Origin of the sequence: Bacillus sp. UNCCL81, assembly GCF_900112535.1 — a bacterium.
Classification (GTDB): Bacteria; Bacillota; Bacilli; order Bacillales; family Bacillaceae_G; genus Gottfriedia; species Gottfriedia luciferensis_B.
The window spans coordinates 38,535-53,661 of the sequence record NZ_FOMF01000017.1; the positions used below are offsets into that span (position 1 = coordinate 38,535).

Annotated in this window: 15 protein-coding genes and 1 rRNA gene; all 16 read left to right on the forward strand. The window is 35.2% G+C overall.

From position 1 onward, the window contains the following. The first annotated feature begins 51 nt into the window (after positions 1–51). A complete protein-coding gene (tilS, locus tag BM319_RS22760) occupies positions 52–1,440 on the forward strand; it encodes a tRNA lysidine(34) synthetase TilS (RefSeq protein ID WP_091024805.1) in 1,389 nt (462 codons plus the stop codon). Positions 1,441–1,449: 9 nt separating this feature from the next. Further along, positions 1,450–1,989 (forward strand): hypoxanthine phosphoribosyltransferase, encoded by a 540-nt coding sequence (gene hpt / locus BM319_RS22765; protein ID WP_069033969.1) that lies wholly within the window; start codon positions 1,450–1,452, stop codon positions 1,987–1,989. An 81-nt stretch (positions 1,990–2,070) separates the two neighbouring features. Next, on the forward strand, positions 2,071–3,987 hold the full coding sequence (gene ftsH, locus BM319_RS22770; RefSeq protein WP_069033970.1) for an ATP-dependent zinc metalloprotease FtsH: 1,917 nt from the start codon (positions 2,071–2,073) through the stop codon (positions 3,985–3,987). A gap of 257 nt (positions 3,988–4,244) precedes the next feature. Continuing rightward, positions 4,245–5,009 (forward strand): type III pantothenate kinase, encoded by a 765-nt coding sequence (locus tag BM319_RS22775; RefSeq protein WP_056474433.1) that lies wholly within the window; start codon positions 4,245–4,247, stop codon positions 5,007–5,009. 13 nt (positions 5,010–5,022) lie between these two features. Further along, positions 5,023–5,898, forward strand: coding sequence for an Hsp33 family molecular chaperone HslO (gene hslO / locus BM319_RS22780; protein ID WP_069033971.1), 876 nt, complete (start codon positions 5,023–5,025; stop codon positions 5,896–5,898). A 154-nt stretch (positions 5,899–6,052) separates the two neighbouring features. Next, positions 6,053–6,973 carry a cysteine synthase A gene (gene cysK, locus BM319_RS22785; RefSeq protein WP_069033972.1) on the forward strand — a complete coding sequence of 307 codons (921 nt, stop codon included), beginning with the start codon at positions 6,053–6,055 and terminating at the stop codon, positions 6,971–6,973. A gap of 145 nt (positions 6,974–7,118) precedes the next feature. Further along, complete coding sequence (locus tag BM319_RS22790) at positions 7,119–8,549, forward strand: anthranilate synthase component I family protein (protein ID WP_091024807.1); 1,431 nt, start codon at positions 7,119–7,121, stop codon at positions 8,547–8,549. Next, positions 8,546–9,133 carry an aminodeoxychorismate/anthranilate synthase component II gene (gene pabA / locus BM319_RS22795; protein ID WP_069033974.1) on the forward strand — a complete coding sequence of 196 codons (588 nt, stop codon included), beginning with the start codon at positions 8,546–8,548 and terminating at the stop codon, positions 9,131–9,133. The genes BM319_RS22790 and pabA overlap by 4 nt, the downstream gene beginning before the upstream one ends. Further along, positions 9,130–10,002, forward strand: coding sequence for an aminodeoxychorismate lyase (gene pabC, locus BM319_RS22800; RefSeq protein ID WP_091024809.1), 873 nt, complete (start codon positions 9,130–9,132; stop codon positions 10,000–10,002). The genes pabA and pabC overlap by 4 nt, the downstream gene beginning before the upstream one ends. Positions 10,003–10,067: 65 nt before the next feature. After that, on the forward strand, positions 10,068–10,841 hold the full coding sequence (gene folP, locus BM319_RS22805; protein WP_084006901.1) for a dihydropteroate synthase: 774 nt from the start codon (positions 10,068–10,070) through the stop codon (positions 10,839–10,841). After that, the gene (folB, locus tag BM319_RS22810; RefSeq protein ID WP_056474411.1) at positions 10,834–11,196 is read left to right on the forward strand and encodes a dihydroneopterin aldolase; all 363 of its coding nucleotides are present in this window, start codon (positions 10,834–10,836) and stop codon (positions 11,194–11,196) included. Before folP ends, folB begins: the two co-directional genes overlap by 8 nt. Continuing rightward, positions 11,193–11,690 carry a 2-amino-4-hydroxy-6-hydroxymethyldihydropteridine diphosphokinase gene (folK, locus tag BM319_RS22815; protein ID WP_091024811.1) on the forward strand — a complete coding sequence of 166 codons (498 nt, stop codon included), beginning with the start codon at positions 11,193–11,195 and terminating at the stop codon, positions 11,688–11,690. Before folB ends, folK begins: the two co-directional genes overlap by 4 nt. After that, on the forward strand, positions 11,642–11,842 hold the full coding sequence (locus BM319_RS22820; RefSeq protein WP_056474403.1) for a helix-turn-helix domain-containing protein: 201 nt from the start codon (positions 11,642–11,644) through the stop codon (positions 11,840–11,842). The genes folK and BM319_RS22820 overlap by 49 nt, the downstream gene beginning before the upstream one ends. Positions 11,843–11,872: 30 nt before the next feature. Continuing rightward, a complete protein-coding gene (dusB, locus tag BM319_RS22825) occupies positions 11,873–12,871 on the forward strand; it encodes a tRNA dihydrouridine synthase DusB (RefSeq protein ID WP_091024813.1) in 999 nt (332 codons plus the stop codon). A 131-nt stretch (positions 12,872–13,002) separates the two neighbouring features. Further along, positions 13,003–14,484: a lysine--tRNA ligase gene (gene lysS / locus BM319_RS22830; RefSeq protein ID WP_069033980.1), complete on the forward strand. Its 1,482-nt coding sequence runs from the start codon at positions 13,003–13,005 to the stop codon at positions 14,482–14,484. Between the two features lie 361 nt (positions 14,485–14,845). Further along, positions 14,846–15,127 (forward strand): 16S ribosomal RNA (locus BM319_RS22835); the annotation flags it as partial.

Consider the following 15,127-nt stretch of genomic DNA (forward strand, 5'->3'; position numbering starts at 1 on the left):
TGAATGGTAACATATAGATATGAATTTTGCTTTCATTAGGAGTATAGGTAAATGGTAATTAATCAATTAAAGGAATTTATAAAACAAAACAATATTATTAGAAATAGTGTAATTGTGATCGGTGTTTCTGGAGGTCCAGACTCAATGGCGTTAGCTCATTCTTTTTTATCTATTAGAGAAGAATATGAGTTCTCGATTATTATCGCACATGTAGATCATATGTTTAGAGGGCAAGAATCTTTAGATGATTTAGAATACGTTAAGAACTGGTGCCTCCAAAATAACGTACAATATGAAGGTAAAAGCATAAATGTGAATCAGTATATCGAGGAAACGGGTTTAAGTAGTCAATTGGCGGCAAGGGAATGTCGATATCGTTTTTTTGACGAAACGATGAAGAAATATGAAGCGAATTATTTAGCGTTAGGTCATCATGGAGAGGACCAAGTTGAGACGATTTTAATGCGTTTAGTAAGAGGTAGCTCGCAGGTCGGTTACGCTGGCATTAGGGAAAAGAGACCTTTTAGTACAGGCGAAATTATTCGTCCATTTTTAGATTTAAGAAAACAAGCATTAACTACATATTGTCACGAACAAAGTATTATCCCTCGAAAAGATCCAAGTAATGATAAAGATGTTTACACTAGAAATCGATTTAGACATCATATTCTACCTTTTATTTTTGAAGAAAATCCAACTGCACATAAAAGATTCCAGCAGTTTAGTAGACAGCAATTGGAAGATGATCTATATTTAATGGAATTAACTGAAGACGCGATGAATACAGTTATAAAAAATAAAGAAAAGCAAGCAGTCACTATTGACGTTAAACAGTTTTTAAATGTGCCTATATCTTTACAAAGAAGATGTATTCAACTAATATTAGATTATGTCTACCTATATATCCCTAAAGGCTTGACACAAGGGCATCTTAATTCAATTCTGACTTTATTACGAAATGAAAAATCTACGTGGGAGCAGCATTTACCAGGAGGACTTTTTGTCACACGCTCATATAATGAATGCATCTTTACATTCGAACAAATGAATGTGAAGGATTATACTATTTCTATTAATGAGCCTGGCGAATACGATCTACCAAATGGTTTTTCAATTAAAGTTGAATTAAACAATCAATGTTTTGAACAAAAAAATGACACATTTATTTGTTCTGTCAAGGATGTTTCTTTTCCACTCACTGTTCGGAATCGAAAGAATGGTGATCGAATGTCATTAAAGGGTATGAATGGGTCAAAAAAGTTAAAAGATATATTTATTGATGAAAAAATGAAACAATCATTACGTGATGAATGGCCAATAATTACGGATAGTCAAAATAATATATTATGGGTACCTTTCGTAAAGAAATCTGCATTTGAAAGAAATTTTTCGACAGATGAGTCACTCATTGCAATACAGGTGGTTTCTAAGAGTTTCTAGGAGGAAAAAATGAAACAAGACATTCAACAAGTATTAGTAAGTGAAGAGGCAATTCAACAAAAAGTAGTAGAATTAGGTGCAGTACTAACTGAAGAGTACAAAGACCGCTTTCCACTAGTAGTGGGTGTTTTAAAAGGAGCTCTTCCGTTCATGTCTGACCTTATCAAGCATATTGATACATATATCGAAATTGATTTTATGGATGTTTCTAGTTATGGACATAGTACAGTTTCTTCTGGTGAAGTAAAAATTGTAAAAGATTTAAATACTTCTGTAGAAGGAAGAGATGTAATCATTCTAGAAGATATTATTGATAGTGGTCTAACATTAAATTATTTAGTTGAACTATTTAAACATCGCAAAGCTAATACAGTTAAAATCGTTACATTATTAGATAAGCCAAGCGGACGTAAAGCAAGTATTGAGGCTGATTTAGTTGGTTTCGAAGTACCAGATGCTTTCGTAGTAGGATATGGTTTAGATTATATTGAACGTTATCGAAATCTGCCGTATGTTGGCGTTTTAAAGCCTGAAGTATACACGAAATAAGTCAAGTTTTATTCGTTTGTTTACATGGTATAACTATGCTACTATATAAAGTAATTAAATTGAAAGAGAGGAGGTTTGGAATTGAATCGAATTTTCCGTAATACAGTCTTTTACATATTAATCTTCTTAGTTGTGATTGGTGTTGTTACATATTTCAATGGGCCAGAATCTCAAGTTAAGAAAGTAAGTTACGATACATTTTATACTAAGTTACAAAAAGGAGATGTTAGCAGCTTAACATCTATCCAACCTAAAAATGGAGTGTACATAGTAAGAGGTCATTTTACAGATGTAAAAAAAGGCGAATCTTTCCAAACTCAAGTACCAATTAGTGACGAAACGACAAAAATAGTTAACAAAGCAGTTGCTGACTATAAAATAAAGGCTAATTGGAATCCAGCTGAAACAACAAGTGCATGGGTGCAAATTTTCACTTCACTCATTCCATTTGTTATTATTTTCATTCTTTTCTTCTTCTTAATGAATCAAGCACAAGGTGGCGGAAGCCGTGTTATGAACTTTGGGAAGAGCAAAGCTCGTCTTTATAATGACGAGAAAAAGAAAGTACGATTTAAAGATGTTGCAGGTGCAGATGAAGAGAAGCAAGAGCTTGTTGAAGTTGTAGAGTTCTTGAAGGATCCTCGTAAGTTTTCTGAATTAGGTGCAAGAATTCCTAAAGGGGTACTATTAGTAGGACCTCCTGGAACAGGTAAAACATTATTAGCAAGAGCTGTTGCAGGAGAAGCTGGAGTTCCATTCTTCTCAATCAGTGGTTCTGATTTCGTTGAAATGTTTGTAGGGGTCGGTGCTTCTCGTGTTCGTGATTTATTTGAAAATGCGAAGAAAAACGCTCCTTGTATCATATTTATTGATGAAATCGATGCTGTAGGTCGTCAGCGTGGTGCTGGATTAGGTGGAGGTCACGATGAGCGTGAACAAACATTAAACCAGTTACTTGTTGAAATGGATGGTTTTGGTGCTAACGAAGGTATTATCATCATCGCTGCAACAAACCGTGCAGATGTTCTTGACCCAGCGTTATTACGTCCAGGTCGATTTGATAGACAGATTACAGTAGACCGTCCAGATGTAATAGGACGTGAAGCGGTATTAAAAGTTCATTCAAGAAATAAACCATTGTCACCAGAGGTAGACTTAAAAGCTATTGCTCAAAGAACTCCTGGTTTCTCTGGTGCAGATTTAGAAAACTTATTAAACGAAGCGGCATTAGTTGCGGCTCGTCGTGATAAAAAGAAAATTGATATGCTTGATATTGACGAAGCAACTGACCGTGTAATTGCGGGACCTGCTAAGAAAAATAAAGTTATATCTGAAAAAGAGCGAAAAATTGTTGCATTCCATGAAGCTGGACATACGGTTATTGGCCAAGTGTTAGACGAGGCTGAAATGGTTCATAAAGTAACAATTGTACCTCGTGGTCAAGCTGGTGGTTATGCAGTAATGCTTCCAAAAGAAGATCGTTACTTTATGACAAAACCAGAATTACTTGATAAAATTACAGGTCTACTTGGTGGACGTGTTGCAGAAGAAGTGGTATTTGGTGAAGTAAGTACAGGAGCTCATAATGACTTCCAACGTGCAACTGGTATTGCTCGTCGTATGGTTACTGAGTTCGGTATGAGCGATAAACTAGGTCCATTGCAATTTGGTCAATCTCAAGGAGGAAATGTATTCCTTGGTAGAGACTTTAATAATGAACAAAATTATAGTGATAAAATTGCTTATGAAATCGACGTTGAGATTCAAACAATCATTAAAGACTGTTATGCAAAAGCAACTGATATTATTAAGACGCATCGCGATAAATTAGACTTGCTTGCTAACACATTATTAGAAGTGGAAACTTTAGATGCAAAAGGAATTAAGAGTCTTTGGGAACAAGGTACACTTCCTACATCTCCATCTTCAAAAGATGAGGTTAAAGTCAACATTTCTAAAAAGAATGATGAACCAACTGAGCCTAAAATCACTGAATAAAAAATTAAGAGTGTCTTTCTAGACACTCTTTCTTTTGTTTATTGGTGAAAAGTAAAGTTGACCACGACCACGGGGATATCGTTTCATTGAAGCGTTTTAACAAACCAATAGGAACCCATGACCACAGTAGAAAGCATCTATTTTTAAACTACTATCAACTTGTGTTATCATTATTTTTATAGTGATTAAAAAATGTACTTGAGACAAAAAATATAAAATAAAAGTTTTATTTTTGAAATGGAGAGACGGTGGATTATATGTTGTTTGTAATCGATGTAGGAAATACAAATACTGTTTTAGGTGTTTACCAAGAAGATGAGTTAATACATCATTGGAGAATTGAGACGAATCGTTATAAAACAGAAGATGAGTACGGTATGGTCATTGGTTCATTACTTGAATATGCAGGTATTGGGTTTGATGAGTTTCATGCAGTCATTATTTCATCAGTTGTCCCACCGATTATGTTCTCACTGGAAAGAATGGCAACAAAATACTTTAAACAAAAGCCACTAATCGTTGGTCCTGGTATAAAAACAGGTTTAAACATAAAATATGATAATCCGAAAGAAGTTGGCGCAGACCGAATTGTTAATGCGGTTGCTGGAATTGCACAATACGGAAGCCCGCTGATAATTGTAGATTTCGGAACAGCTACTACATATTGTTATATAGATGAAAATAAAAATTATATCGGTGGAGCAATTGCTCCAGGTATCAATATTTCAACAGAGGCACTCTATACAAAGGCCTCAAAGTTGCCTCGCATAGAGCTTTCAAGACCTTCTAATATTGTTGGTCGTACAACTGTAGAAGCAATGCAGGTTGGAATCCTATATGGTTATGTAGGTCAAGTTGAAGGTATTGTAAAACGAATGAAAGCTCAAGCAAAGGTAGAACCTACTGTTATAGCAACAGGTGGACTTGCATCATTAATATCTAAGGAATCGGATATCATTGATGTCATGGATCCATATTTAACACTAAAGGGTCTACATTTAATTTATAAACGAAATTCTTAAAAAGGGGTACATCATGAAAGATTATTTAGTAAAAGCATTAGCTTTTAACGGTGAAGTCCGTGCATATAGCGTTAGATCAACAAATATTGTAAAAGAAGCTCAAGAACGTCATGACACTTGGTCAAACGCTTCTGCTGCATTAGGTCGTACACTCACAGCTGCTACAATGATGGGTGCTATGTTAAAAGGCGAAGAGAAATTAACTTTAAAGGTTGAAGGTAATGGCCCAATTGGCCATATTTTAGTCGATAGTAATGCAAAAGGTGAAGTACGAGGATATGTACAAAATCCACATGTACAAACTGAACTTAACAAACATGGAAAAATTGATGTAGCAAAAGCTGTTGGTACTGTAGGTACAATCTCAGTTGTTAAAGATATTGGTATGAGAGAACCTTTCACAGGCTCAGTACCTATTGTATCAGGTGAACTTGGTGAAGACTTTACTTACTATTTTGCTGTATCTGAACAAACACCTTCATCTGTAGGTGTCGGTGTGTTAGTAAACCCAGATCATTCGATTTTAGCAAGTGGAGGATTTATTATTCAAATCTTACCTGGCGCTAGTGAAGAATGTATTACACAAATTGAAAATCGTTTAAAAACGATTAAACCAGTTTCTAAACTAATTGAAGAAGGCCTGACTCCAGAAGAAATTTTATATGAAGTGTTAGGTAAAGAAGAAGTTAAAGTTTTAGAAACGATGGATGTAAAATTCCAATGTCAATGCTCAAGAGAGAGAATTGAGGGTGCTCTTTTAAGTATTGGTAAACAAGAATTGGAATTAATCTTAGAAGAGGATGGAGAAGCAGAAGTAACATGTCATTTCTGTAATCAACCTTATCATTATTCTGATGAACAATTAAAAGAGTTAATTAACAAATTGTAGGTGAAAATTGAAGGAATTTGTCGAGCTTTCTTTTCATAATTTATTATGAATTTCATACAAGTTATGTATAGGAGAAAGTAATTGACAGATTCTTTTGTTTTTTACATAATGTATATTAAACAGGTCAATATACTTGGAATTAGGAGTGGATGAAATGAAAGTTGCAAATTCAGTTTACGAATTAATCGGTAGAACTCCAATTGTAAAACTTAACAGATTAGTAGACGAGGACAGCGCGGAAATTTACTTAAAACTAGAGTTTATGAATCCTGGTAGCAGTGTTAAAGATCGTATTGCACTTGCGATGATCGAGGATTCGGAGAAAAAAGGTTTAATAAAACCAGGTGATACAATTATTGAACCAACTAGTGGAAATACTGGTATTGGATTAGCAATGGTAGCTGCTGCTAAAGGCTATAAATCAATTCTAGTAATGCCAGAAACAATGAGTATTGAGAGACGAAACTTATTACGTGCATATGGCGCAGAATTAGTTCTAACTCCAGGTCCTGAAGGAATGGGAGGAGCAATTCGTAAAGCTGATGAATTAGCAAAAGAAAACGGATATTTCGTTCCACAACAGTTTAATAATATTGCAAATCCTGAAGTTCACCGTTTAACAACTGGTCCTGAAATTGTTGAACAAATGGGAGACCAACTTGATGCATTTATTTCAGGAGTAGGTACAGGAGGAACAATCTCTGGTGCAGGAGCTGTTTTAAGAGAAGCTTACCCTGGCATTAATATTGTCGCAGTTGAACCTGAAGACTCTCCAGTTTTATCAGGTGGTAAACCAGGTCCGCATAAAATCCAAGGCATTGGAGCAGGGTTTATACCTGAAACATTGAACACGGATATTTATGATGAAATCGTACAAATCAAAAATGATGATGCAATGGAAACAGCTAGAAAAGTAGCAAAAGAAGAAGGTATACTTGTAGGTATCTCTTCTGGTGCTGCGATTAGTGCTGCATTACAAGTTGCAAAAAAACTTGGAAAAGGTAAAAAAGTACTTGCGATCATTCCGAGTAATGGAGAGCGTTATTTAAGTACAGCATTATTCCAATTTGAGTAATTTTTTTGATTGATTAAATGATAAATTTAAAACCCCTTTGCTAGCTGCAGAGGGGTTTTTTGTTTTTCCATAAAATGCTTTGATGTATACTTCTTACTTTTTGTGTAAAATGAAAAAAGAAGCGCTATCAGAGGGGGATATTCACATGAATTATGAAATCTTTTCAAAAGTTATCAATTATACTACACCTTTCTTTAAATACTTTGTAGAAACGGCAAAAGAGAAAAAGAATGCCGTACTTCTTGAAAGTGGTCGTGACGGAAGATATTCAATTATGGCATCTAATCCAGTTGCGAAGTTATATGGGAAGGGTAATAAATTAACGGTCGAAGTAGGGATTGAAGGATGCTCCGAAATAGTAGAATATGTAGGAAATCCAATAGATTTAGCAAAGGAATATCTAACTAAATACACAGCGGAAAAAAGAGATGACCTACCACCATTTCAGGGTGGAGCAATCGGTTATTTCACATATGACTGTAACCATTATATCGAAGATCTACCAAAGATGGCTGAGGATGTTTACAATATTCCAGATGTTTATTTATTAATCTTCCATGAAGTGGTTGTTTTTGACCATCAAGAAAATCAATTATATTTTATTGTAATAGATGAAATGAATAATGCTGATAAGGCACAAGAACGAATAGACTCTTTAGAAGAGTTCTTCATTAGTGAAATAGAGCAAATCGATTTATCTAGAAGAACTTCTACCGAGGAGATTGAAAAAACAATTTATATGTCTGAACAAAAATTTACAGATGCTGTTGGTAATGTTAAAGAATATATCAGTGCGGGGGATGTATTCCAGGTGAATTTATCCGTGCTACAATCTGAGACGCTTGTAACAGATCCACTGTATATATATGAGCAGCTTAGAGAAATAAATCCATCACCATATATGTCCTATTTAGATTTTGACGAGTTTCAAATTGTTAGTTGCTCACCAGAACTGTTAGTAGCAAAACGTGATCAAGAAGTTTGGACAAGACCAATAGCAGGTACGAGATCTCGTGGTAAAACAGTTGAAGAAGAACAACAACTGATGGAAGAACTACGATCAAATGAAAAAGAACAAGCTGAGCATATTATGTTAGTTGATCTAGAGCGCAATGATTTAGGAAGAGTATGCGAATATGGAACTGTTGAAGTGGACGAACTATTAGTGATCGAAAAGTATTCACATGTAATGCACCTTGTTTCAAATGTTAGAGGTGAGCTACAAAAGGGTAAAGATTCATTTGACTTGTTAAAAGCAGTATTTCCCGGGGGAACAATAACAGGAGCTCCAAAAATCCGTACGATGGAAATTATTGAAGAACTAGAGCCGACCAAGCGTGGCATTTATACAGGTTCTGTTGGATGGATTAGCTTCACTGGAGATATGGAGTTAAACATTACGATTCGAACAATGATTACAAAAGACCAGCAAGCATTTGTACAAGCCGGTGCTGGCATTGTTATTGATTCTAATCCAAAACATGAGTATTTAGAAAGCCTTAAGAAAGCTCAAGCTTTATGGACAGCTAAGAAAGTAAGTGAAGAAAAAGCACAGTTGGGTGGGAATGTAAAATGATATTAATGATTGATAATTATGATTCATTTACCTATAATCTAGTTCAATATTTAGGCGAATTAGGTGAAGAGTTAATTGTTAAACGAAATGATGAAATTACTTTAGAAGAAATCGAAGCATTAGCCCCATCTTATTTGATGATTTCACCAGGTCCTTGTACACCAAACGAAGCAGGAATCAGTTTAAAAGCAATTGAACACTTTGCTGGGAAAATCCCAATTTTAGGCGTATGCTTAGGACACCAATCAATCGCTCAAGTGTTTGGAGGTGACGTAATACGTGCAGAACGCTTAATGCACGGAAAAACATCTGCAATTACACATGAAGGTTTAGGATTATTTAATGATCTACCATCACCAATTGATGTTACACGATATCACTCTTTAATTGTTAAAAAAGAAACTTTCCCTGAGGAGCTTGAAATTACAGCTTGGACGAATGAAGGAGAAATTATGGCTTTAAAACATAAGACATTACCGATTGAAGGAGTGCAATTTCATCCGGAATCGATTATGTCACAATTCGGTAAAGAAATGCTTAGAAACTTTTTACAAGCATATAAACCATCTAGGAGTACAGTATGAAACTATATTTTAATGGAGAATTCTTGAACGATCATGAAGTGAAAATATCTCCATTTGATCATGGCTTTTTATATGGCTTAGGAGTATTTGAAACATTTCGGATCTATAATGGGCATCCATTTTTATTATTTGATCATTTAAAGCGTTTAAGAAAGTCGTTATTGAACCTGAATATCGAGTGGAATTTGCTAGATGAGGAAATACAAACGATTTTAAATAAGTTAATTGAATTAAATGGGTTGCAAGATGCGTATATACGTTTGAATGTTTCAGCAGGTGTAGGTGAAATAGGTTTATACACTGGGCAGTATTCGAATCCAAATACCATTATTTTCATTAAACCTATGCATGAAAGTAATATCTTAGAGAAAGAAGGGGTAATACTTAATACCCCTCGAAACTCTCCTGAAGGAAAAGAACGATTAAAGTCTCATCATTATTTAAATAATATTATCGGGAAAAAAGAGATCGGTAACTCACCAAGTATAGAAGGAATCTTTTTAAACAAAGATGGGTTTCTTTCAGAAGGTATCGTTTCAAATCTCTTCTTTATTAATCAAAATCGATTATATACACCACACGTTGATACGGGAATCTTGAATGGGATAACGAGACAGTTCGTGATTCATTGGGCAAAATTAAAAGGGATTACAGTTGAAGAGGGTTTCTACACAGAGCAAGAGCTGTTAAAAGCGGATGAAATATTTATTTCAAATTCAATCCAAGAAATTATTCCCGTTACAGTAATTGGCGAGCGGAGCTTTAATGTTAGTGAAAGTAGCGTAATAAAGGATTTGCAAAAGGATTATAGAATTCACCGACAATCCTTATTAAGCATGAATGAAATGGAAAGAAGTGAACAAGTGTGAGAAGAGCAACAAAACCTTTGATTTGTGGAAATTACGCATTACCTATTCAGGATGAAACAATAGTAATGGGGATTTTAAACGTAACCCCAGACTCATTTTCTGATGGTGGTCGATACAATGAAATTGAATTAGCGATACAACATGCAAAGAAGTTAATTGCTGATGGAGCAAAAATTATTGATATAGGTGGGGAATCGACAAGACCTGGAGCTGCCATAGTTGATGAAGACGAAGAGTTAAGAAGAGTTGTTCCGATTATTAAAGCACTATCTAAAGAAATTGATGTCCCAATTTCAATTGATACATATAAATCTGAAGTGGCAAAACAAGCTGTTGAAGCAGGAGCTACAATCATTAATGATGTTTGGGGAGCAAAGAAAGACCCTAAAATTGCTGAAGTGGCTGCTGCGTACAATGTTCCAATTTGTTTAATGCACAATCGAACAGATGAAAACTATTATAGTTTAATGAGTGATCTTGTCTGTGATTTAGTTGAAAGTATTAATATTGCAAAACGTGCAGGTGTAAAGGATGAAATGATTATTTTGGATCCGGGTGTTGGTTTTGCAAAATCAGCTGGGCAGAATTTGGAAGTGTTAAACCAAATGGAGCAGATTAAAGCACTGGACTATCCAGTGTTACTTGGTACTTCTAGAAAAAGGTTTATAGGGGAGGTTCTTGGTACTGAAGTACATGAGCGAATGGAAGGTACAGGGGCTACAGTCTGTTTAGGTATTACGAAAGGCTGCGAAATTGTACGAGTACATGACGTGTTAGCGATTTCCCGTATGGCTAAAATGATGGATGCTATGTTAAAGATTGGAGTAAATAATGGATAAAATATATGTAACAGGTATGAGATTTTATGGATACCATGGTGTATTTAAAGAGGAGAAAACATTAGGGCAACGATTTAATGTTGATTTAATTGTCGAATTAGATACAAAAAAAGCAGGAGAAACAGATGATTTGGCGTATTCAGTAAGTTACGCAGACTTATTTAAAACATGCGAAGAAGTAGTTCAAGGTCAGTCGTATGACTTAGTGGAATCAGTGGCTGAAGAGATTGCTAAACAAATATTAAATACATATGATTTAATTCAACAATGTACTGTAAAAGTCATAAAACCAGATCCACCAATACCAGGACATTATGATTTTGTAGCGGTTGAAATAACAAGAGGTCGCATATGAAAAATGAATCATATTTAAGTTTAGGAACGAATATAGGCGACCGAGAAGGTTTTCTTACAAAGGCTATTAGGGAATTAGTGAATCATCCAGATATTCAAGTAGAACAAATCTCTTCTATCTATGAAACAGACCCAGTTGGATACGTAGACCAAGATCCATTTTTAAATCTCGTTATTAAAATTTCTACCAATTTAACACCACTTCAATTACTTGATGTTACACAAGGGATCGAACAAAACCTTGGTAGAAAAAGGGAATTACGTTGGGGTCCAAGAACAATAGACCTTGACATTTTACTCTATAATCACGAAGATATAGAAGTTGAGCACCTAAGAATACCGCACCCGAGAATGTTTGAAAGAAGCTTTGTATTAATCCCCTTAAAAGAAATTAACCAATCAATTAAGGTTGAAACTAAATTTTTAGAGGATAAAGGAGTTCGATTATGGAAGCTGAAAAGTGGGGTAGACGGATTAGGGCTTTTAGAAAATTAAAAGGTTTTACCCAAGAAGGCTTTGCAAAAAACCTTGGAGTTTCTGTTTCGGTGTTAGGCGAAGTTGAGCGAGGGAATCGTATGCCAACTGAACAGTTTTTGCATGATTGTGCAAAACAATTAAAAGTAAGTGTAGAGGAATTATCAATATAAAGTTTTATTGTAATAGAAGGAGGATGGGATGTGCTAAAAATTGGTGACATCGAGATGAAAAATCCCGTCGTATTAGCACCGATGGCTGGAGTATGTAACTCAGCTTTCCGTTTGACAGTAAAAGAATTCGGTGCAGGTTTAGTATGTGCAGAGATGGTAAGTGATAAAGCTATTCTTCACAACAATAAAAGAACATTAGATATGCTTTATATGGATGAACGTGAAAAGCCATTAAGCTTACAAATTTTTGGTGGTGAAAAATCAACATTAGTTGAAGCTGCTAAGTACGTTGACGAAAATACGAATGCAGATATTATTGATATTAATATGGGGTGCCCTGTTCCTAAGATTACAAAAGTAGACGCAGGAGCTAAATGGCTTTTAGACCCAAATAAAATTCATGAAATGGTATATGCTGTAGCACAGAATGTCAGTAAACCAGTTACAGTTAAAATGCGTCTTGGATGGGATGACGATCACATATATGTAGTAGATAATGCAAAAGCAGTTGAAGCAGCGGGTGGAAAAGCAGTTGCGATCCATGGACGAACTCGTTATCAAATGTATGAAGGGAAATCTGATTGGAGCTGGATTAAAGAAGTTAAAAATCAGGTTTCTATACCGGTAATTGGTAATGGTGATGTGGAGACTCCTCAAGATGCTAAGCGTATGTTAGATGAAACAGGCTGTGATGGCGTAATGATCGGTCGTGCTGCATTAGGAAATCCGTGGATGATTTATCGTACAGTTAAATACTTAGAATCTGGTGTATTAATGCCTGAGCCAGAAGCTCGTGAAAAAATTGATGTATGTTTATTGCATTTAGACCGATTAATTGATTTAAAAAATGAACATGTAGCTGTAATGGAAATGAGAAAACATGCAGCTTGGTATTTAAAAGGTTTGAAAGGCACTGCATTAGTTCGAGATCAAATTAACGAAGTTAGTACTCGTGCTCAAATGGTTGAAGTATTAACAACATACGTTAATGAAGTAGAAGAAAAAATGAAAGCAACTCAAGCTTTGTAAGTTTGACAGGTTTCGCTTGACAAAATATAATAAGTTATAGTAAACAAAACTGCCAGATCGAAATACTGGCAGTTTTTCTATTAAAATCATATTGTATTTAAATATTTGAATAATTACGTGGAGTTGAGAAAATGAGTCACGAAGAATTAAATGATCAAGCCCTTATACGTAGGGAGAAATTAAAAACACTTGAAGGAAAAGGTATCGATCCATTCGGTAAAAAGTTTGTGCGCACACATTCTTCAAATGATTTATTAGCACAATTTGACCAGTTTTCTAAAGAAGAACTAGAAGAAAAAGCGATTGTTGTTTCATTTGCAGGTCGAGTAATGACTAAACGTGGTAAAGGTAAAGCTGGGTTTGCACATGTTCAAGATTTAAATGGACAAGTTCAAATCTATGTTCGTAAAGATGCTGTAGGCGAAGAACAATATGAAATCTTTGATATTACTGATTTAGGTGACATTGTAGGTGTTACTGGTGTGGTATTTAAAACGAATGTAGGGGAATTATCTATTAAAGTGAAAGAATATACATTCCTTTCAAAAGCGTTATTACCACTTCCTGATAAATTCCATGGTTTACAAGATGTTGAACAACGTTACCGTCAAAGATATTTAGATTTAATGAATATGGATAGCCGACAAACATTTATTGCTCGCAGTAAAATTATCCAATCTATGAGACGTTATTTAGATAGCCAAGGTTATTTAGAAGTTGAAACTCCTATGCTACATGCTATTGCAGGTGGAGCTTCAGCAAGACCGTTTATCACTCATCATAACGCGCTTGATATGGAATTATATATGCGCATTGCAATTGAGCTACATTTAAAACGACTTATTGTAGGTGGACTTGAAAAAGTTTATGAAATTGGTCGCGTATTCCGTAATGAAGGTATTTCTACTCGTCATAACCCAGAGTTTACGATGATTGAATTATATGAAGCTTATGCTGATTATGCTGATATTATGGAACTTACTGAAAATCTAATTGCTCATATCGCTAAAGAAGTTTTAGGTACTACTACGATTCCTTACGGTGAGTACACAGTAAACCTAGAGCCAAAATGGACTAGACTTCACATGGTAGATGCGATTAAAGAAGCTTGTGGAGTAGATTTCTGGCCAGAGATGTCAGTTGAGCAAGCAAGACAATATGCTAAAGAACATAATGTTGAAGTTAATGAGAATATGTCTGTTGGTCATATTATTAACGAATTCTTCGAACAAAAAGTTGAAGAAACATTAATTCAACCTACATTTATTTATGGTCACCCTGTAGAAATTTCACCGCTTGCGAAAAAGAATGCTGACGATCCACGTTTTACTGATCGTTTTGAGTTATTTATCGTGGCACGTGAACACGCTAACGCATTTACAGAGTTAAATGATCCAATTGACCAAAAAGAGCGTTTTGAAGCACAGCTTAAAGAACGTGAGCTTGGTAATGACGAAGCACATATGATGGATGATGATTATATCGAAGCATTAGAACATGGTATGCCACCAACAGGTGGTCTTGGAATAGGTATTGATCGATTAGTTATGTTGTTAACTAATTCTCCTTCAATCCGTGACGTTCTATTGTTCCCATTAATGAGACATAAATAAGATTTAACTAACTGGCTAAAGGAATACTTTTAGCCAGTTTTTTTTATGATTGGATGTATCTTTTTAAAGGAATAAGGACATCATTTATTTATTGGAATCTGGTAAAAACTATCTGAATAAAAAGAATTTAAAATTAGGTATTGTATTTTGTTTTTATAGGTGTTATATTATTAAACGTTGTCACATTAATACGAAATGACAACGAAAAAAACTTTTAAAAAAACATTGACAACATTCAATAGAAAATGTTAAGATGTTTAAGTCGCTTCAGAGCGACAAGGTGAACTTTGAAAACTAAACAAAACATGAAGTAAACGTCAATTATTAGTTTTTTTGAGCAATACAAGATTTAAACTTAACTTTTATGGAGAGTTTGATCCTGGCTCAGGACGAACGCTGGCGGCGTGCCTAATACATGCAAGTCGAGCGGACTAATGGGAGCTTGCTCCCGTTAGTTAGCGGCGGACGGGTGAGTAACACGTGGGCAACCTACCTGTAAGACTGGGATAACTTCGGGAAACCGGAGCTAATACCGGATGACATAAAGGAACTCCTGTTCCTTTATTGAAAGATGGCTTTTAGCTATCACTTACAGATGGGCCCGCGGCGCATTAGCTAGTTGGTGAGGTAACGGCTCACCAAG